The organism is Rhizobium sp. CF122, assembly GCF_000282035.1.
Classification (GTDB): domain Bacteria; phylum Pseudomonadota; class Alphaproteobacteria; order Rhizobiales; family Rhizobiaceae; genus Rhizobium.
In genome coordinates, this window is sequence record NZ_AKKA01000087.1 from 195,972 (window position 1) to 215,589 (window position 19,618).

At 59.6% G+C, this 19,618-nt stretch carries 18 protein-coding genes; 10 read left to right on the forward strand and 8 right to left on the reverse strand.

Annotation, left to right across the window (positions count from 1 at the left end):
• Position 1: 1 nt before the first annotated feature.
• The 5 genes from PMI09_RS23215 to PMI09_RS23235 all read right to left on the reverse strand — a co-directional run bounded on the left by PMI09_RS23215 (position 2) and on the right by PMI09_RS23235 (position 6,268).
• Positions 2 to 1,021: an ABC transporter permease gene (locus PMI09_RS23215; RefSeq protein WP_007800169.1), complete on the reverse strand. Its 1,020-nt coding sequence runs from the start codon at positions 1,019 to 1,021 to the stop codon at positions 2 to 4.
• Positions 1,011 to 2,552: a sugar ABC transporter ATP-binding protein gene (locus PMI09_RS23220; RefSeq protein WP_007800171.1), complete on the reverse strand. Its 1,542-nt coding sequence runs from the start codon at positions 2,550 to 2,552 to the stop codon at positions 1,011 to 1,013. The genes PMI09_RS23215 and PMI09_RS23220 overlap by 11 nt, the downstream gene beginning before the upstream one ends.
• A 60-nt stretch (positions 2,553 to 2,612) precedes the next feature.
• A complete protein-coding gene (locus PMI09_RS23225) occupies positions 2,613 to 3,623 on the reverse strand; it encodes a sugar ABC transporter substrate-binding protein (protein ID WP_007800172.1) in 1,011 nt (336 codons plus the stop codon).
• 120 nt (positions 3,624 to 3,743) lie between these two features.
• On the reverse strand, positions 3,744 to 4,796 hold the full coding sequence (locus PMI09_RS23230; RefSeq protein WP_007800174.1) for an ABC transporter permease: 1,053 nt from the start codon (positions 4,794 to 4,796) through the stop codon (positions 3,744 to 3,746).
• Positions 4,793 to 6,268: a sugar ABC transporter ATP-binding protein gene (locus PMI09_RS23235; protein WP_007800177.1), complete on the reverse strand. Its 1,476-nt coding sequence runs from the start codon at positions 6,266 to 6,268 to the stop codon at positions 4,793 to 4,795. Before PMI09_RS23235 ends, PMI09_RS23230 begins: the two co-directional genes overlap by 4 nt.
• A 232-nt stretch (positions 6,269 to 6,500) precedes the next feature.
• Here PMI09_RS23235 and PMI09_RS23240 point away from each other — a divergent pair, with 232 nt between their 5' ends.
• Positions 6,501 to 7,544: a substrate-binding domain-containing protein gene (locus PMI09_RS23240; RefSeq protein ID WP_007800180.1), complete on the forward strand. Its 1,044-nt coding sequence runs from the start codon at positions 6,501 to 6,503 to the stop codon at positions 7,542 to 7,544.
• Between the two features lie 74 nt (positions 7,545 to 7,618).
• Positions 7,619 to 8,818 carry an acyl-CoA dehydrogenase family protein gene (locus tag PMI09_RS23245; protein WP_007800183.1) on the forward strand — a complete coding sequence of 400 codons (1,200 nt, stop codon included), beginning with the start codon at positions 7,619 to 7,621 and terminating at the stop codon, positions 8,816 to 8,818.
• Between the two features lie 69 nt (positions 8,819 to 8,887).
• Here the strand turns inward: PMI09_RS23245 and PMI09_RS23250 are convergent, their stop codons facing one another.
• Together PMI09_RS23250 and PMI09_RS23255 are read right to left on the reverse strand one after the other, a co-directional pair.
• Positions 8,888 to 10,105, reverse strand: a complete 1,218-nt coding sequence (locus PMI09_RS23250; protein ID WP_007800184.1) for an SfnB family sulfur acquisition oxidoreductase — start codon at positions 10,103 to 10,105, stop codon at positions 8,888 to 8,890.
• A 190-nt stretch (positions 10,106 to 10,295) separates the two neighbouring features.
• Positions 10,296 to 11,075, reverse strand: a complete 780-nt coding sequence (locus tag PMI09_RS23255; RefSeq protein WP_007800186.1) for an ABC transporter ATP-binding protein — start codon at positions 11,073 to 11,075, stop codon at positions 10,296 to 10,298.
• Between the two features lie 382 nt (positions 11,076 to 11,457).
• Between PMI09_RS23255 and PMI09_RS23260 the strand changes: the two genes are divergently transcribed.
• The gene (locus PMI09_RS23260; RefSeq protein WP_007800189.1) at positions 11,458 to 11,895 is read left to right on the forward strand and encodes a hypothetical protein; all 438 of its coding nucleotides are present in this window, start codon (positions 11,458 to 11,460) and stop codon (positions 11,893 to 11,895) included.
• A 92-nt stretch (positions 11,896 to 11,987) separates the two neighbouring features.
• Here PMI09_RS23260 and PMI09_RS23265 read toward each other — a convergent pair whose 3' ends face one another.
• The gene (locus PMI09_RS23265; RefSeq protein WP_007800191.1) at positions 11,988 to 12,626 is read right to left on the reverse strand and encodes a hypothetical protein; all 639 of its coding nucleotides are present in this window, start codon (positions 12,624 to 12,626) and stop codon (positions 11,988 to 11,990) included.
• A 404-nt stretch (positions 12,627 to 13,030) separates the two neighbouring features.
• Between PMI09_RS23265 and ugpB the strand changes: the two genes are divergently transcribed.
• From ugpB to PMI09_RS23300, 7 genes are all read left to right on the forward strand, one after another.
• Positions 13,031 to 14,359 (forward strand): sn-glycerol-3-phosphate ABC transporter substrate-binding protein UgpB, encoded by a 1,329-nt coding sequence (gene ugpB / locus PMI09_RS23270; RefSeq protein WP_007800195.1) that lies wholly within the window; start codon positions 13,031 to 13,033, stop codon positions 14,357 to 14,359.
• 66 nt (positions 14,360 to 14,425) lie between these two features.
• Entirely contained in the window at positions 14,426 to 15,310 is an 885-nt protein-coding gene (ugpA, locus tag PMI09_RS23275; protein ID WP_007800197.1) for a sn-glycerol-3-phosphate ABC transporter permease UgpA, read from the forward strand.
• Positions 15,311 to 15,322: 12 nt separating this feature from the next.
• Positions 15,323 to 16,171 (forward strand): sn-glycerol-3-phosphate ABC transporter permease UgpE, encoded by an 849-nt coding sequence (ugpE, locus tag PMI09_RS23280; RefSeq protein WP_007800201.1) that lies wholly within the window; start codon positions 15,323 to 15,325, stop codon positions 16,169 to 16,171.
• Positions 16,172 to 16,176: 5 nt separating this feature from the next.
• Positions 16,177 to 17,238 (forward strand): sn-glycerol-3-phosphate ABC transporter ATP-binding protein UgpC, encoded by a 1,062-nt coding sequence (ugpC, locus tag PMI09_RS23285; RefSeq protein ID WP_007800203.1) that lies wholly within the window; start codon positions 16,177 to 16,179, stop codon positions 17,236 to 17,238.
• Positions 17,239 to 17,287: 49 nt separating this feature from the next.
• Positions 17,288 to 18,037 (forward strand): glycerophosphodiester phosphodiesterase family protein, encoded by a 750-nt coding sequence (locus tag PMI09_RS23290; RefSeq protein ID WP_037083878.1) that lies wholly within the window; start codon positions 17,288 to 17,290, stop codon positions 18,035 to 18,037.
• 20 nt (positions 18,038 to 18,057) lie between these two features.
• Positions 18,058 to 18,831: a DeoR/GlpR family DNA-binding transcription regulator gene (locus tag PMI09_RS23295; protein ID WP_007800206.1), complete on the forward strand. Its 774-nt coding sequence runs from the start codon at positions 18,058 to 18,060 to the stop codon at positions 18,829 to 18,831.
• Positions 18,828 to 19,616 (forward strand): HAD-IIB family hydrolase, encoded by a 789-nt coding sequence (locus tag PMI09_RS23300; RefSeq protein WP_007800208.1) that lies wholly within the window; start codon positions 18,828 to 18,830, stop codon positions 19,614 to 19,616. Before PMI09_RS23295 ends, PMI09_RS23300 begins: the two co-directional genes overlap by 4 nt.
• Positions 19,617 to 19,618 lie beyond the last annotated feature (2 nt).

The following is a 19,618-nucleotide window of genomic DNA, read 5'->3' on the forward strand; positions in this document are numbered from 1 at the left end:
GTCAGATCTCCCATTTGCGTAGCAAGGTCGTGGCAGAGACGACGATCAGGATCAGGAGACCCTGGACGCCGCTGACGAGTGTGCTCGGCAGGTTCAGAAGCTGGAAGCCGTTGACGAGGAAGCCGACGAAGAGCGCCGATATCAGGGTGCCGGTGATCGTCGGAACAAGGCGGCGCGAAAACACCGAACCAAGCAGGGCGGTGACGACGACTGGCAGGAGCATTTCCCCGGAACCCGTCGTGCTGCCGCTGAGATAGGACACCGAGAGAACACCGGCGAGGCCACCGCAGAGGCCGCTTGCGATAAATGCACTGGCGACAAGACGCTTGAGGGGAAGGCCAGCTGCGCGGGCAGCGTCCGGAAAATCACCGACCGCGTAAAGCCGCAGCCCGAGTGGCGTGTACTGGATGATCGCCGCCACAATGGCTGTGAAGCCGATCAGGATATAGGCGAGGATCGGCACTCCGAAGCTGTCAGACGTCGAGATCGCGGTCAGCACGTCGGTGGAGGCGGGTACCACGGTGTTCTGGGTCAGAACCAGTTCAAGACCGGCAACAACATTCATCACTGCAAGCGTTGCCAGAAGCGGCACGATGCCGGCGAGCACGACGGCGGCAGCGTTGACGGCACCGATCGCAAACCCGGTGAGGACTGCTCCCACGGCGGCAGTCGCATCGCTATAGCCGAGCTGAATGAGCGAAGCATAGACCGCAGCGCTCAAGCCCATATTGGCGGCAAGCGACAGATCGATGCCGCCAGTGACCACGTTTGAGCCTCCGGCGATCAGGACGATCGTCAAGCCGATCGCAAGAACGCCTGCGATGGCCGACTGACCGAGAACATTCCCGATGTTGCCGATCGTGAAGAAATAAGGAGCGGTGAGCGAGAAGACGACAAAAATGGAGGCAAAGGCGAGCAACGAGCCGAAGCGAAGTGCAGCGGCTGCAAGATTGCCCCTGGACTTCGGTGCGTCGCTGTCGGCAATGGCGGGCAGGGAAGCGAACTGAACATCAGCCGACATGGCGCAATCCTTCCGAAGCGCCGGTCGATGCCGCCAGCACTTCATCCGTTGTGGTGTCCAAGGAGACGAGTTCGCGGACAACACGCCCGCGGAAGAAAACGAGGATCCGATCGGTAATGCCCACAAGCTCGGGCAGATCAGAGGAAAGAACGATGACGCCGGCGCCACGGGCGGCGAGCTCTCCGATCAACGCGTAGATCTCCACCTTGGAGCCGATATCGACGCCGACGGTCGGCTCGTCCAGGAGGTAGATCTCCGATTGTCGGCTCAGCCATTTGGCAATTGCGACCTTCTGCTGGTTGCCACCGGAAAGTGTGCGCACCAGAGCGTCTTGTCCGGTGGTCTTGATCTGCAGGCGTAAAATGAGGTCGTCGGTGTCCGAGCGTTCACGCTTCCGCTTCAGGAAGCCGAAGCGGGTATATCGCGCAAGGCTCGACAAGGTTATGTTCTCGGTCAGGCTAAGATCGAGACCCACTCCATGGCCACGCCGATCCTCCGGCACCAATGCGACGCTTCGCTCGACGGCTTGTTTGGGGTTGCGCAACTGCGCAGCCTTGCTGTCCATCTCGATCCGACCGGATGCCGCCTGTTCCAGCCCGAAGAGCGTACGGATGAGATCCTTGGCTCCGGATCCCAGCAGACCGGTGATGCCAAGCACCTCGCCACGGCGCAGCGTGAAACCGACATTGTCGTAACGGTTCGGTGCCGATAGAGCCTCGACCCTGAGGATTTCAGCGCCCGGCTCGACATGTGACTTCGGGAACATCTCGGTGATATCGCACTCGATCATCAGTCCGGCGATGCCCTTCGCCGAGGTTTCGGCAATCGGCAGCGAGGCGACGTCGAGGCCGTTGCGCAGGACCGTCACGTGGTCGCACAGTTCCTCGATCTCGTTGAGGTAGTGAGAGATATAGATGATGGTGACGCCATCGTCGCGAAGGCGTCGGATTAGCCGGAAGAGCGTTTCCGCCTCACGCCGCACCAGCGCTGCCGTTGGCTCATCGAAGACCAGTACCTTGGGTTGGTTGAGCAGGGCACGGGTTATCTGCACGATCTGTCGTTCGGCAGTGGAAAGTTCGCCGATCAGTGCATCTTTCGCAAGCCGCAGCCCGAAGTAGTTGAGAAGGATTTCTTCTGCCCGGCGCTGCATGGCGCGGCGATCAAGGAACGGTGTTCCGGGAAGGCGTGTTTCGCGGCCGAGAAAAAGCGCTTCCCCGACAGTGAACGTCGGCACCAACAGGCGGTCCTGATGGATGAAGTGGATACCAAGCTCTTCGCAGAGATGCGGCGTCAGGCTTTCGTAGCCGCGTCCTTCGATTTCAATGCGCCCTTCGTCCGGCCTATGCAGGCCGGCAAGGATTTTGATGAGTGTGGATTTGCCGGCGCCGTTTTGACCGACGAGGCCGTGCACGGTGCTGCGTCGCACAGCAAAGGAGGCGCCTGCCAGCGCCTGCGCGCCACCGAAGCGTTTCACGATACGGTCAAAACGAATGATGTCGTCGCCGGGCTCGGCTGTTTCAGCTGCGGTCATGTTGCTGGCTCTTCAGAGGTAAGGGGCGCGATGCGGCCTGGCCGCATCGCGAGACGGCTATCAGCCGATGCCGAGCTTCTTGGTGATCTCGGTGACGTTGTCCTTGTTTGCGAGGAGAGCCGGGACATAAGTCTCGCGCGGCAGGGTCTGGCCAGCCAGGAGCTTGGCGACGTTGCGGATCGCGACGCGACCGATCTCGGCCGGCTGCTGGGCAGCATCGGCGCCTGCTGGAGACTTGGGATCGGCGACGAGCTGCAGAACCTCGGGGCTGCCGTCGACGCCGTAGGTACGGATCTCGTTGCGGCCGGCCGCGGCAATCGCCTGTGTAGCGCCGAGCTGCGGAATATCCCAGGCTGACCAGACGGCCTTGATCGAACCCTTTTCCGGATACTTGTTAAGGATCGCGGTGATCTGCGTAAACGCGTCCTGGACGGTGTTCGGGATGACGTCGCGCAGTTCCGGCTGAAGGATCTTCACCTTCGGGAAGTACTTGATGACATTGACCAGCTGGTCGTAGCGGATGGCGCAGGGCGTCACGCCGTAAAAGCCATTGAAGACGACGATGTTGCCCTCGCCGCCGATGTCGGACACCAGCTGCAAGGCGAGATCCTTGCCGATGCCCCAGTTGTCCGAGGTCGTGTTGTTAAGCGAATTGGTCGAGCCGACATCGACGGTCAGCACCGGGATACCGGCGTCGCGGGCCTTCTTCAGCCACGGGTCGATGACGCTAAGCGTACCCAGGATCTGCACCAGTGCGTCGGGCTTCTGGGCAACCAGCGTCTGCAACTGGGCGATCAGCTTGCCGTCGTTGCGGCCGGCGTCGACAGCAATCGGCTCGCCGCCCAGCCGCTTCACCTCTTCGATCTGGGCGTTGTAGACCTGCAGATCGAAATAGTGGTCGGTGCCGGTCGCGCTGATTGCGATGCGCTTGCCTTTCAGCGAAAGCCCATCCTCCGCAGCGCTGGCCGACGCCGACGCAAATACGCCTGCGCCTGCAAAAGTTGCCCCCGCGACGGCCGCGAGCTTCAATATTTCGCGACGGCCGAAGCCGGATGCCGTTTCTTCAGTCATGGAAATAGCCCTCTCGTTTTTCCTTTAATCCATAAAATATATGGATTTATATCATTAAGGAGAAACATCATTCCAAAAGGACCGCCCGACGGGAAAATTTCGGAAGGCGGCAGTCAGCCCTCAGCGATCCAGGTTGCGGCCAAGGCCGTAGGTGAGGGCAAGTGCGCCGACCAGCACGGCACCCTTCACGAAGTCTTGCGTGTAATAGGGCGCGTTCAGCATCGTCAGGCCGTTCAGCAGCACGCCGACGAAGACCGCCCCCACCAGAGTTCCGAGCACATTGGGGCGGCGAAGGTTGAGAACGGCGAAGCCGATCAGAGCGGCGGCCACGGCATCCATGAGCAATGATCCGCCGGACGAGACGTCGCCGCGACCGACGCGGGCGGCGATTACGATGCCGCCGAGAGAGGCGAGCGCGCCTGAAATGACATAAGCAAGCGTCTTCAGTCGCGCGGTGGACGCTCCTGCAAGCCGTGTCGCCACCTCGTTGCCGCCGGTTGCAAAGAGCAGGCGACCAATGCGCGTCCGTTCGGTGAGGACATAGAGAACAAGAGCCACGAGCGTCATGAGCAGTACCGAGACGGGCAAGGTGCCGAGGAAGCTATACCGGCCGATGAGGAGAAAGACCGGATCAAAGGCCCCTACCGCCTTCGATCCATCCGGCAGAACCAGGCCGGCCGAGATCGAGCGGCCCGCCGTCGGGATGAGCTGCAATCCGGACAAGAGGAACATCATGGCAAGCGTGGCCAGCAGATCGGGCACGCGCAGGCGCACGATAAGCACGGCGTTGATGAGCCCAATTGTCGCGCCGAAGGCCAACACGAGAGGTACCGTAGCAAAGGCATCGAACTGCCAGACGATCATGGCGTAACTTGCCGCCATGACGCTCGAGGCGGCGACCGCGCCGATGGAAAGATCGAAACCGCCGACGGCGAGCGTCACTGTGACGCCGGCCCCGAGGATCGCGACGACAGACACTGCCTGCAGGACGCTCATCAGATTGCCGATGTTGATAAAGGCTGGTTCGGCAACGCCGAAGCCGACCAGCATCAGGCCGAGCAGAATGAAGACCGCGCCGGAGCGCAAGACCGCGCCGGCGCTGCGTCTATCTTTGCTGTTGCCGTCAGGTGCAGCTGTTTCCCTTGAAAGAGCACTATCATCGATCGTCGTCATGCATATGTTCCTTGAATGACTGGATTGGCGGCTGCGATCGGTCGCAGGGTATGGCGTTCGATGTTCAGGATGCGATCGGCGACCTCGTAGGCCTCCTCAGGATCGGAGCTGGCGATCAATGTGGCGCGATCGGTACGGGCGCGGATCGCGTCGATGATATCGCGGCGCGCCCCGACATCGACGCCCTGGAAAGGCTCGTCGAGGAGAAGCAGTCGGCTTGGTTCGGCCTCCCAGCGGGCGATCACAGTCTTCTGCTGGTTGCCGCCGGAAAGGCTCCAGACGGAGGCGAGGGGATCAGAAGTCTTGATCCCGAGACGGGAAATTGCCTTTGCTGCCTCGCGCCGTTCCCGGTCGCCGAGCAGGAAGCCTTGCCGATACCATTTCGACAAATGCGGAAGACTGATCGTGGCGGCAAGCGAATGTCCCGGCCAGCCCGCTGGGATCAAGGATGAACGATGGCGGTCTTCCCCAGCCATTGCAACGCCAACGGCAAGCGCCTCGGCAGGGGATCGCGGCGCGTGCGGTCGCCCGTCGAGCAGCATTTCTCCGCCGGCAAGCCGGTTCGCGCCGAAGATCGCAGACAGCAGTCGGCTCTTGCCAACGCCGAGCGCCCCGGTGATCGCGACAACCTCTCCTTCTCGTATCGCCAGATCGAAGGGCACGCTTGTCGGCACGAGCCGCGCGCTACGCATCTCAAAGACCAAGGGTCCAGCCTGGCCGCGTGCATCCGGATGTGCCGCTTCGAGCCGGCGGCCGATCATTGCTTCGATGGCACTCGAGAAGTCAATCGGTCGCCGCAAACTGCGCACGACACGGCCGCCGCGCATCACAAGGGCTCGATCTGCGATGGCTTCGAGGTCGGCCGTACGATGGGATATGTAGAGGATCGCGAGGCCCTGGGAACGCAGCCGCAAAAGTATGTCGAACAGTCGGCGGCTTTCGTCGCCGGAAAGACTGGCGGTCGGCTCGTCGAGGATCAGCAGATCGGCCCTGTCCGCAAGAGCCCGGGCAATCGCCACGAGCTGACGGTCGGCCGCAGCGAGATCGCCGAAGTCGCGATCGAGCGGTAGCGAAAAGCCTGCGGCGTCGAGCATTGCCCGCGCTTGGCGACGGAGGCTCTGGCGCGAGACGAAGAACGGCGTGCCGCGGTCGGCAAAGCGATGCAGGAGCAGTGCGTCCGCTACCGTAAGCCCGGCGGCACCGACAATATCTGTCGATTGATGAACGGTCGCTATACCGGCACTGCTGGCCCCGGAAGGCGTACGGGGAGCGAAGGCATGTTCTTTGAGGCTGATCTTGCCGCCGTCTGCGGCAAGCACGCCCGACAGGATCTTGACCAGCGTCGACTTGCCGGCGCCGTTCGCGCCCATCAACGCGACGATCTCTCCCCGATCGATCGAAAGATCGATCCCCGTCAGCGCACGCGTCGCGCCAAAGCTGCGGGTGAGGTTGTCTATATGAAGAAGTGGCATCGTGGGTATTCCGATCGGCTTCGAGCGGCTGATATTGACCTGGAGAATGGCCGAACTTCCAGGCAAGCCTTTGCCGGGCAGGTCTTACCCACGAAACAAAGAATCTCTGCAAGCCTGCAAAATCAGACGATTTAATCTACTAAAAACATAGAGTTTATATCTAATAATTCGTGCGTCGCAGGGATCTGCCGTCCGTCAGACGACGCTTTCAAATGACTAGAGGAACGCGACGATGAAACTTCTTGCACGGCTGGCCCTGAGCGCCGCCATCCCACTCTTTGTCTCTGAGGCGGCCTTCGCCGGAGGCCTCGCCGGTGCGCCCGCCCCCTTCGACAAGGGTGGCGTCAAAATAGCGCTGATCAGCTACATTTCCGCCGGCGACTTCTTCCAGGCCTATCAGGCCGGTGCCGAAGCGCAGGCGAAGTCGCTCGATATTGATCTGCGTGTCTTTCCGGGCCGTCAGGACGCCGCGGAGCAGCGCGAACAGGTGCTGCAGGCAATCAACCTCGGCGTATCCGCCATCGTGATCGATCACGGCCTGCCCGAATCGCTCGGAGACGTAGCCCAGCAAGCGCTGGACAAGGGCATCAAGGTCGTCGCTTTCGACGTAAACCTCAATAACCCGAAGATCCCGCAGGTCGAACAGAGCGACCACGAGCTTGCGCAACTCGCACTCGATCAGGCGGTGAAAGACAATGGCAAGAGTTTCAAGGCGGGCTACGCCTATGTCGCCGGCTTTGCGCCACTCGACCGCCGCAACGAGGTTTGGGACAAGTTCCGATCGGAAAACTCCGGCATTGTGGAGAAGGCGCGGTTTGGTGTCGTCAACGATACGACGGCAACCTCTACGGCCGATCAGGCGAAGGCCGTTCTCTCGGCCAATCCCGACATCAGTGTCGTCTTCGCGCCATATGACGAATTTGCCCGCGGCGTGAAATTGGCGGCAAGCGATCTCGGCATCGCCAAAAAGTTGAAGATCTACTCTGCTGACGTTTCGACTGCGGACATTCAGGAGATCATCGAAGACGGTAGCCCCTGGGTCGCGACGGTCGCGACCAATCCGGCGGTGGTCGGGGCCGTGTCCGTGCGTGCGGCGGCGCTGCAGGTCGCGGGCGAGGACGTTCCCCATCAGATCACCGTCAAGCCGGCGCTGCTCACCCAGGAAAGCCTGCGCGCGGCCGGGGTCAAGACGATCGAGGACCTGGCGCAGAAGGTTCCGGCCTTCAGCACGAGCGACGCGGCGACCGCAAGCTGGATTCCGGACAGGCTTTTCTAAGCTGCCTGCCTCGACCTGTCGGCGGGAGCAGCGAGGTCCCGCCGACACCATTTCAAGAATTGGAGTTCCGACCCATGAGCCAATCCAACGTGCTCTTTACAAGCAATCGCACAGCCAGCCGAGAGGATCTCTTCTCCCGTGCAAAGGATATTTCCGCCGATCTTTCCAAGCGCGCCGCCCAGCTCGACCGCGATGGGCGTCCCCCGCTTTCAGAGATCGTCAAACTCAAGAACGCTGGTCTGCTGAACGCTCTGCATGCGCCGGAGATCGGTGGGGGTGGGCTGAACTGGGTGGACGGTTTGAAGCTCACGCGCATTCTCGCACGCGGCGAAAGCTCCATCGGCCAGTTGCTCGGCTACCACTTCGTCAACAGTCAGTACGTCTACTGGGCGTTCGACGAGGCCCGTGCCCGCGTGCTCGGGAGCGAAACGGTCGCCAAGAATCTTTATTGGGGGGCCGCTGTCAATCCACGCGATACCGGTCTCGTCCTGACGCGTCGCGGCAGCGGTTATGTGCTCAACGGGCGCAAGTCCTTTTCCACGGCGGCGCATGTCTCCGATTACATCAACGCGAATGCGAGCCTGGATGGCAAGAGCGTCGGCTTTGCGGTACCGACAAGCCGCTCGGGCTACATGGCCAACGACGACTGGGACAATTTCGGCCAGCGCTTGTCCGACAGCGGCAGCGTTGAGTTCCGCGACTTTCCCGTCTACGAGGAGGATTTCGTTGATGCGCCGGGTGCGCTGCCGCCCGTGCTCGCCACCTTCAACACGCCGCTGATCCAGCTTGTCTTCGTCAATTTCTACCTCGGTACGGCAGAAGGGGCGCTGCAGGCGGCCATCGACTATGTCCGCACGACGACGCGGCCGTGGATCACCTCTGGCGTCGAGCGCGCCGCCGATGACCCTTACATTCTCGAGCGCATCGGCGAGTTCACCGCAGCGCTGAAAGCCTCGGCCGCGTTGGCGGACCATGCTGCTGCAGCCGTTCAGGCAAGTCTCGCGCGTGGGCACCATGTGACGGCACGCGAGCGTGGCGAAGCGGCGGCGGAGGCCTATGCTGCCAAGGTGCATGCGACCCATGTGTCGCTCGACATCACCTCGCGCGTCTTCGAACTGACCGGTGCGCGCTCGACGGCAGAACGATATCGGTTTGATCGCTTCTGGCGAAACGTGCGCACACACACGCTGCACGATCCAGTCTTCTACAAGGCCAAGGAAATCGGCGAGTTTGTTCTGAACGACAAGATTCCTGAGGTCAGCCTTTACAGCTAAGGTGCACTACAGTCTCAAAACGCAAAACCCCATACCCAGAGGGAATGGGGTTTTGCTTTGACGGATGACTTATAGGGCGCCGCTTTTCGGCGGGATGACGCCGTTCAGGTGATAGTTGCCGACAACATGGTACTTCCAACGCACCGGATCGTGCAGCGTGTGGGTGCGTGCGTTGCGCCAGTGCCTGTCGAGATTGGCATCGAGCGTCACCGACGCGGTGCCGGCAAGTTCGAAGAGGGTGTTGGTGGCCTCAAGGGCGATCTCGGTCGTCAGGACTTTCGCTGCCGCCACGGCAAGCGTTGCCTCAACGACCTTCTCCTCCGTCGTGTCGATCTGTGCCGCGTCGACCTTGCGGCCGGCCCGTTCGATTGTCGCCGTGGCGGCCTCCAGCCGAATGGCGATTTGGCCGATCCTGGCGATCGTCAACGGATCGTCCGACGCATGGTCGACGCCGCTGTTCGTCCAAGGGCGCGATTTGGTGCGCACGAAGTCGAGCGTTTCGCTGAAGGCAGCGCGGGCTATGCCGAGATCGATGCCGGCGTGAATGATCTGTCCGACAGAGCCGATGGTCGTCGCACGCTCGAACCCTCTATGATGAAGCACCACGGAATCTGCATGGACATAGACATTGTTGAGAACCGTCGTGCCGCTGCCGGTGACGCGCTGACCGAAACCGTCCCAATCGTCGATAATCTCCACCCCCTCGGTGCCCTTCGGTACGAAGGCCATAACCAGCCGCTCTTCCTCATCCAATGCGAAAATCGCGATCCAGTCGGCAAACAGGACGCCTGTCGAGTAGTATTTCCGCCCGTTGATGCGGTAGCCGATGCCGTCGCGTGTGATGCGGGTATTGTAGTGGCCGACAGTCTTTGTTCCGCGCTCCGAAAGAGCATTGCCGAAGCGGTCGCCTGCAAGCGCACGGCCGAAATAGAAGCGCTTCTGCTCTTCCGTTCCGTCGGTGCGCAGCGCCTCCAGGATATAGAAATGGTTCTGCGGGATCTGACCAATCGAGCCGTCTGCTTCGGAAAGAATGGCGATGATGTCAGCCAATACCGAATTGGACACGTCGAGCCCGCTATACTGCTCAGGAACCGTGATACCAAGCAGGCCGGATTGCGATAGGGCATCGAGTTCAGCGAAGGGGAGCAGCCTCTCACGATCTCGCCTTGATGCGGTTGTCTGAAACTGCTTGGCAAGCTCCCGCGCGACAGCAATTGCCTGTTGTTCATTCTCAAGAGAAATAGCCGCAGATCGGTCCGGTACGAGGTGATGCAGTTGTGCGTTCATGGCTGACTCCCGTTCATTTGGCGTCACCATGCAGCATCCGGAGAGGGGCATCGAGGAAAGACTTTTCCTATTTGACGGCCGTGGCGGCTGCGTATTTCTTAGTCCATAGAAATAATAGATTATAGGCGTGAATACGGTGAACCCGCCAATCCCGGTCCCGTCGACGCGCATGACGACCACAATGCCGTTGTTAGAGGATATAGCTGATCGGATCGTTGCTGACCGGGTGCGAAAATACACCCATCTCCAAATCGAAGACCGATTTCAGCACATCGGATTTTATGATGTCGGCGGGCGTGCCGTGAGCCGAGACACGACCATTCTTCAGGGCCATAATCTCATCGCAATAGCGGGCGGCCAGATTGATATCGTGGAGGACGACGACGATTGTCAGACGGCGCTCATGGCTGAGTTCGCGCAGCAGTGCCAGGACACCGTCCTGATGCAGAAGGTCTAGCGCGGAAGTCGGTTCATCGAGAAGCAGGCACTGCGCATTCTGTGCCAGCATCATGGCAATCCAGGCCCGTTGCCGCTCGCCGCCAGACATGTGGGCAACCGAGCTGTGTGCAAAGCGCTCGAGATCGGTGCGCTCTATGGCTTCATCGACCAGTTTCTGATCGACGCTGGTAAATCGGCCGAGCGTGCCGTGCCAGGGGAAGCGGCCGAGTGCCACCAGTTCTCGAACTGTCATACTGTCGGTTGCCGGCGTAAACTGCGGCATATAGGCGATCTGCCGGGCAAAGGTTCTGCCGCCCCAGCGCGCAAGCGCTTGTCCTTTCAGATCGATGGCGCCAGCGGTCGGAGTGATCTGTCGGGCCATGATCTTCAGAAGCGTACTCTTGCCGCTACCGTTCTGCCCAACCAGGCCATAGACGCGTCCGCTCTTCAATGTCAGGTCGATTGCCGCAAGGATAGTCTTTCCTTCGGCTTGATATGCAATCTGTGACATGGTCAGGAAGGGCGTCGACATGCGGTGTCTCTTTGTTCGCATTCGGATAGCAATTGCCGGTTCGTACGCTCCTGCGAAACTTTACTATTGATGTCAACTTATATTGTTCGTCGCGCGAAACCCTTTATGAATGAAATTCATACGGCTTGAGGGCTTTTCGGCCGCTCAGTTTCCGACAGCCTGGGCTTTTTTTGATATCCTTAAGGCTGGCCCAAAGAGCGCGTTGCGGCCGGATGCGCCGTGTAACAGAGCGCGGCACCAAAGCGGCCTGTCATTCAATTTGCTCGAAGCCTGCATAAATCCTTCGAAGCTATCTTGATTGGGCTTCCCTGTCCCCTAGCTCAATTATACAGGGCGTACGCGTGATTGGGGCTGCGCAAATTTCAGCCGAATGGAGCCCACCATGAAACATCAGACATTGGAGCAACTGCAAAATATTGCGGATATCGACCAGACATATCCGCACCGCATCATGTCGCGAAACGAGCGTCTCGAGCGCTGGGTGGAGCTTCTCGAGCTGAGTCCGCATCGACGACTGGCGACCCTCTACCAGACGGAACATCAGCCGACTTCAGTCTTGTCGCTGCTGCGCAGTGATAACTCGCCGATTTCTGTCGCCTTCGAGGATCCGATCCTGCGGGCTGCTGGATTGGAAAATGACACTTACGGTCAGGCCAGGAAATTCTTCAGTCTTACCGATAGTGAACTGCACAATGTGCTTTGCTATTGCCATTTCGGCGCGACGGTCAACGCCGCAACGGCAGCCCATTATGTGCGCGGGATCCTCGGCGCAGAACGGCCGGGCTTATTCTCTCGCTTGCGGGCATTGTTCATATCCTGACCACAAACGGGTCGGGCTCGATCGGACGCCTGAGCTGCTTTGCCTTGAGGCCGCCGGCTGGCGGCCTTTTGTCCGAAATCTGCCAACACCAATCACTGTGCATCGTCGCCGGACAGTCCCGTCTGCTGCTCGAGATTGCTGAGGCACGCATCGTTGTGGGCGAAGCGGAGAATACTGTAGACCGCCAACCCCGCGTCCTCACTTCCGGAAATGGTCACGCTGGCAGATTGAGCATTTTGAAACTTAGTGTTCAGATTGTCCCACTGCTCGAAGATCTGTCGTTCCTGGGCGATGACCGCCTCTTTGAACATCCCATCCTTTCCGAATTTGGACGTGGCAACATGGTCGATCTTCTCGTCCGCGGGACCGAATTGGGATGCGAGCAAGGAAGCCGCCTCCTTATAGACCTGCCGCGTCGTAGTGCCGCGCTGGTCATCGTTGATGTAGCGAGAGACCGCAACGACGTTGCAGATTCCCATCCCGCGGACATAGGCGAGCACATACTGGTCGTAGAGGTCATTTCCGTCCGGCAAGCTGTTGCACGAATATTGTCCTGTCGCATCGGGTGGGTTGCCGTAAATCGGCGTGCAGCCGAGCGCGGAGGGCAGGGCATCTTGCGAAACACCGAATGGCCGGAAGGCAGGAGTTGACGTCTGAGCCGGCGAAATGGACGCGGTGACCGTTGCAGTTGCCGCGAGAGCCACGGACGTCAGAATATCGATCAAGGCCATCGAATCTCTCCCGATTGAGATCGGGCAATATCACAGCATCGGGCACCGGAAACCCAGCATACTTTTAGATAGGGTGTGGCAGGGTGACTTTCCACAGTCTTTCGCCTTGGCCAGTTCGATCGAGGATGGAACTCCATCTCTAGCGGGACCTCCGCCACGGCATTCGCCCGACCTTTGCGCCCTTTCGATATTGTAGTCGCAAAAGGTTCATATGAATGAGATATGCGGCATCCGCGCCCATAGACGTCAGCTCCCGATAAGTTTTTCTCCATCGGTGGCGGTGCTGTTGGCGTTATTTTCATTGGCAATGTTCATGTGAATATTTGTTCTTGCAATATGAACATCGCCTGATACGGTCCCCGCAAGTTTGGAGCGGGAGGCTCTGAACCAAAAAGGGAGTGAGCATGAAAAAGACGGCTTTGTTCCTGTCCGCAGGTGTGGCGGCAGTGCTTCTGGCATCGCAGGCGGCATACGCAGCAACCAAGATTCAGTGGTGGCACGCCATGGGGGGCGAAAACGGTGCCAAGCTCGAAGAGATCGCAAAGAAGTTCAACGCATCGCAGAGCGACTACGAGATCGTTCCGGTCTTCAAGGGAACGTATGACGAGACGCTAACGGGGGCCATTGCGGCCTTTAGAGCCAACCAGCAGCCTGCAATCGTGCAGGTTTACGAAGTTGGCACCGGCACGATGATGGCCGCGCAGGGTGCCATTTACCCGATTTACCAGTTGATGAAAGATCAGGGCGAAGCCTGGGATCAGAGCAAATTCATTACTCCGGTCGTTGGCTACTACTCCGACACGGATGGGAACGTGCTGTCGTTGCCGTTCAACTCCTCGACCCCGATCATGTATTACAACAAGGATGTCTTCAAGAAAGCCGGTCTCGACCCGGAGACTCCGCCGAAGACCTGGGCAGACGTCGAATCCTTCTCGCGCAAGATCGTTATGTCGGGTGCTGCCAAGTGCGGCTTCACCAGCGCATGGATCTCGTGGATCCAGACTGAAAATCTGAACGCGCTGCATGACAAGCCGTTTTCGACGAAGGCCAACGGGTTTGGTGGTCTCGATGCCGAGTTCACCTTCAACAACGACCTCACGGAACGCCATTGGGGCAACCTCAAAAAGTGGCAGGATGACGGGCTGTTCAAATATGGCGGCCCAGGTGGTGGCGATAACGCGCCTCCAATGTTCTATTCGCAGGAATGCGCCATGTACATGAATTCTTCGGCTGGGCGCGCCGGCGTGGTCAACAACGCAAAGGACTTCAAGGTCGGCTTCGCGCCGCTGCCCTACTATGACGATGTCATCAAGCAACCGATGAACTCAATCATCGGCGGGGCGACCCTCTGGACCCTGCAGGGCAGACCGGCAGAAGAATACAAGGGCGTAGCGAAGTTCTACACCTATCTCCAAAAGCCCGAAGTTCAGGCCGGCTGGCACCAGTTCTCAGGCTACCTTCCGATCACGGAAGCGGCCTACAAGCTTGGCCAGGACCAAGACTACTACGAGAAGAATCCCGGCTCGGATGTTGCCATCAAGCAATTGACGCGGGTCGCGCCTACGGAAAACTCCAAGGGCATTCGTTTCGGCAACTACGTGCAGGTGCGCGGCATTATCGATGACGAGTTCGCAGCTTTGCTCGGCGGCAAGAAATCCGCCAAGGAGGCGCTCGATTTCGTCGTTAGCCGTGGCAACGAGCAGCTGCGCGATTTCCAATCGGCCAATCAATAGTCCCCGACACAGGGAGCCGGCCCAGCCGGCTTCCTCCTTGCCATCTGTTCTTGCGTGAGGGGACCCATGCAGACCAAGCGAACCGTCTTCCCAAACAAACTGCTGCCTTATCTGCTGCTTGCACCGCAGATGTTGGTGACCATTGTTTTCTTTGTCTGGCCGGCCGGAACGGCGTTCTGGCAGTCGTTTCTCCGTAACGATGCTTTCGGTTTCAAGACCACTTTCGTCTGGTTCGCGAATTACCGACGGCTGTTTGCCGATCCGATCTACATCAGCGCATTCGGGAATACGATTGTATTCGCCGTCCTCGTCACGTTCCTGTCGCTGTCGATCTCGCTGCTTCTGGCTGTTGCAGCAATGCGGGTTCTGCGGGGATCGCGGATCTATTCTACCTTGCTGGTCTGGCCCTATGCGGTCGCGCCCGCGATTGCCGGCATTCTTTGGTGGTTCATGTTCAATCCGTCGATTGGCATCGTCGCCTACATGCTGCGCGCTGTCGGGATCAATTGGAACCATCTCGTCAACTCCACCGACGCCATGGCGCTGATCGTCATTGCCGCGACGTGGAAGCAGATTTCCTATAACTTCCTGTTTTTCCTCGCGGGTTTGCAATCGGTGCCGCGGTCGCTCCAGGAGGCCGGCGCAATCGACGGCGCCGGTCCGGTCAAGCGTTTCTGGACGATCGTCTTCCCACTGATTTCGCCGACGACTTTCTATCTGATGGTCATCAATATCGTCTACGCGATGTTCGACACTTTCGGGATCATTCACGCAACGACACAGGGTGGCCCGGCGCGCGCAACGGAAATCCTCGTCTACAAGGTCTACTTCGACGGGTTTATCGGCCTCAATCTGGGATCGTCCGCAGCACAGTCCGTCATCCTGATGCTGATTGTCATCGGCCTCACGGCTATCCAGTTCCGCTTCGTCGAGCGGCGCGTTCAATACTGAGAAAGTTCTGCCGTGGTTGAGAACCGTCCATTCCTGAATTTTCTGGCGCATCTTGTGTTGATTATCGGTGCCGCCGTCGTCGTCTTTCCGGTCTACGTTGCCTTCATCGCTTCCACGCATGGCGGCAATGACTTCCTCTCCGGCATCGTGCCGCTTGTTCCAGGCCCTCATCTTGTCGAGAACTATGCCACGATGCTGTCAGCCGGGATGACGAGTTCGGGCGCCCCGCCGATCTGGCCGATGATCGTCAACTCGCTGGTCATGGCCGTTGGCGTGGCGGTCGGGAAGATCGTCATTTCCATCCTCTCGGCCTTTGCGATCGTCTACTTCCGGTTCCCTTTTCGAACGCTTGCCTTCTGGATGATCTTCATCACGCTAATGCTGCCGGTCGAAGTTCGTATTGTGCCGACGTTCAAGGTCGTCGCGGATCTCGGGCTTCTCAACAATTATGGCGGCCTCATCATTCCGCTGATTGCCTCGGCGACCGCGACTTTCCTTTTCCGCCAGTTCTTCCTGACCGTGCCGGAAGAACTGATGGAAGCTGCGCGCGTCGATGGCGCTGGCCCGATGAAGTTCTTTCGCGATATCCTCCTGCCGCTCTCGACCACCAATATCGCGGCACTCTTCATCATTCTCTTCGTGCTTGGCTGGAACCAGTACCTCTGGCCGCTGCTGATCACCACCGATCAGAGCCTTTACACCGTTGTCATGGGCATTCAGCGCATGGCGGCCGTCGCAGACGCGGAGCCACGCTGGAACCTCGTGATGGCAGCCGTGATCCTCGCAGCCCTACCACCCGTGCTTGTCATCCTCGCCATGCAACGCCTTTTCGTCAAAGGCCTGGTTGAAACGGAGAAATAAGAAAAATGGCCACGATCGATATCGTCGACCTGAAGAAGAACTACGGCTCCGTACCCGCCGTCAGGGGCGTGAGCCTCTCTGTTGCCGATGGCGAACTCATCGTCCTCGTCGGTCCCTCTGGGTGCGGCAAATCAACCTTGCTGCGGATGATTGCGGGGCTTGAAACCGTTAGCGAAGGCAAGATCGAAATTGCCGGCCGCAACGTCAACAATGCCGAGCCCGCACAACGCGACATCGCGATGGTCTTCCAAAACTATGCGCTCTATCCGCACATGACGGTGCGCGGTAATCTGGAATACGGGCTGAAAAACCGAGGAACGCCACGGGCCGAAATCGATCGGCGTGTGCAGGAAGCGGCCGAGATTCTGGAGATCGGACCGATGCTGGAGCGCAAGCCGCGGGAACTGTCGGGTGGCCAACGCCAGCGCGTTGCAATGGGTCGGGCGATCGTGCGCGAGCCTGCAGCGTTTTTATTCGACGAACCACTCTCAAACCTTGATGCCAAGCTGCGCGTGCAGATGCGCGTGGAAATCCGACGGTTGCAGCGGCGGCTTAAGACGACGAGCATTTACGTCACCCATGATCAGCTCGAGGCGATGACGCTCGCCGACCGGCTGGTGGTGATGAACGGCGGGCTCGTCGAACAGATAGGTTCACCTGTAGAGGTCTATGATCGACCTGCCAGCTTATTCGTCGCGGGGTTCATCGGTTCGCCGCCGATGAACCTGATGCCAATCGAGATAGTCACCGGTTCCAACGGGGCGAATGCACTCGACCTGCCTGACGGAACCGACATTGTTGGGCTTCGCCCCGATGAACTGTCGCTTGTCGAGCTGTCCGAGCCATCGATCCGGCTGGAGGCGACGGCCGAACTTTTGGAGCCGATTGGTGGAGAAAGCCATCTTCACGTGCGCCTTGGTGACACTCACCACACCGCCATCCTCAGCGTCCCCGGACGTCCCGACGTCGCAGAGGCAGCGAAGTTTCCGGTCTATGCCCGCGTCAAGGGGATGCATCCGTTCAGCCGCGAAACCGGCAAGCGAACAGATGTCGCATCCGCACTGTAACGACAATGCAAACACGTCTGCCCTGCAGCTTGATGAAAGACGTAACGAAATGACGATTCCGCAGCGCCGGTCCGGCCCAACACGCAACGAGGTCCAGGCGCATCGGGGCGCTTCCGCCGTTGCTCCCGAAAATACGATTGCCGCCTTCAAGGCAGCAGCCGAGCAAGGCAGCAAATGGGTCGAACTCGACGTCGCCCTCCTCAAGGACGGAACGGCGGTGGTCATCCACGACGTCAGCGTCGACCGTTGCTCTTGCTCGCGTGGCCATCTTGCCGACATGGTGGCGACTGATCTTGCCCGCATCGATGCCGGTTCCTGGTTCTCTGAAGCCTTCAGCGGAGAGGCGCTGCCGACACTCGCACATGCGATCGAGAAGCTGGGCGACCTTGGGCTCAGCGCCAATGTCGAGATCAAGCAGCATGCGCATCACATATCCCTGGCGCAATTGGCTGAGACCGTGCATGCGCACCTGCGCCAGCGTGCGCCACATACCGAGATCATGATTTCGAGCTTCGATTCAGAAGCGCTGAAGGCGATGCACAAGCTCGATCCAAGCTATGATCTCGCCATGCTTTGGAGCGAGCTTCCGCGTGACTGGGCCGATATCCTGACCTCGATCCCGGCAACGACGATCCACCTGAACTACAAGGCGCTGAGCTTCGGCCTTCTCGAGGAGGCGAGCCGTCGCGGGGTCAAGGTAAGGGCCTGGACATGCAACGCACCACATCTTCTTGTTCCTTTCTGGGACGCTGGCTTGACAGGTGTCATTACTGACGACCCAAATCTCTTTCTGACTTGAAGGCGTGCAGGGGGCCGGAAATGATATCGAGCAGACAACGCGACATCCTCGCGCTGATTGAGAACGAGGGGACACAGTTCATTGAGGATCTTGCGCGTCGTTACGGCCTGACGACGCAGACGATCCGGCGCGATATCAATGCGCTTTGCGACCTCGGTTATGCCAGGCGGTTTCACGGCGGCGTCGATGTGCCTGTCGAGGGCAGGAACATCTCCGTCAATGCGCGCACACAGCTCAACAGCGTTGCAAAGCGGCGCATCGCCAAACGCGTCGCAGCCGATATCGGCCCGGACTCCACGGTTTTTCTGGGGATCGGCAGCAGCGTCCAGTTTGTGGCCGAGGCGCTACGTGATCACCGCGGCCTCACGGTCGTCACCAACAATATCCATGTCGCGCTGATCCTTTGCGACGCGTCAAACATCGAGGTGCATCTGACTGGTGGCCTGTTGCGTCACGACGACCGGGATGTAGTCGGCGCCGACGTCATCCGGTTTTTCGAGAAGTTCTATGCCACGCATGCGGTTGTCGGAGCCGGTGCGCTCAGTCCCGTTCACGGCCTGATGGACTTCAGCTACAGCGAAGCCCAGATCACCAACGCCATTATCGAAAACTCCAAGAGCTGCTTTTTGGCAGCCGACGCCAGCAAGTGGACGCGCAACGCTTCGGTGCGCGTTGCCCCCTTCAACAAACTGACCCGGTTCTATACCGACCGACTGCCTGATGACCCCGGTGTTGTGGCCGCATGCGCGGCAAGCAGCATCGACATCGTGGTGTGCGGCGAGGAGCATTCATGACATTCATAGGCGCTGCGCCATCGCCGGTGGACCTGCGCGACGTGCGTTACCTGTTCACCGATGTTGACGACACGCTGACCACCGAGGGCCAGCTGTTGCCGCAGACGTACCAGGCGCTTTGGGATCTCTACCATGCCGGCGTTTCGATCGTTCCCGTCACCGGAGGATCGGCTGGCTGGTGCGAACATATCGTCCGGGCCTGGCCGGTGGCTGCGGTCATCGGCGAGAGCGGTGCCTTCGCGGCCTTCCGGCGAAATGGCCAGGTCTGCTTCGATTACTGGGAGGACGGTATCGCGCAGGCGAAACGCCAGCGAGAGCATCTGGAGACCATTAGGGCGCTTCTGAGCCTGAGCACCCTACCCTTCAAGATTGCCCACGACCAGCCGTTCCGGCTGGCCGACGTTGCTATCGACATTGGTGGAGTAGCGCACGAAGACGTCGAGATCCTGGCCGCTCAAATCCGGGAAACGGGTGCGACCGTCGCCATCAGTTCCATTCATATCAACACATGGATCGGTAACTACGACAAGCGGGCCATGAGCGAGCGGGTGCTTCGTGAGGCATTCGGCGTGGATCCCGTCAATACGCCTTCCCTAACGGCTTTCGTGGGCGATTCACGCAACGACGCCCCGATGTTCGGCTACATCCGCAATTCCTTTGGCGTGCGCAACATCGTGCCTATCCTGGACAAGCTCCCGCATAGACCCCGATGGGTTTCCTCGGAGCCGGCGGGCCTTGGGTTTGTCGACATTGCGACCGCGCTCTTAGAGCCTTTCATGTTTTGACG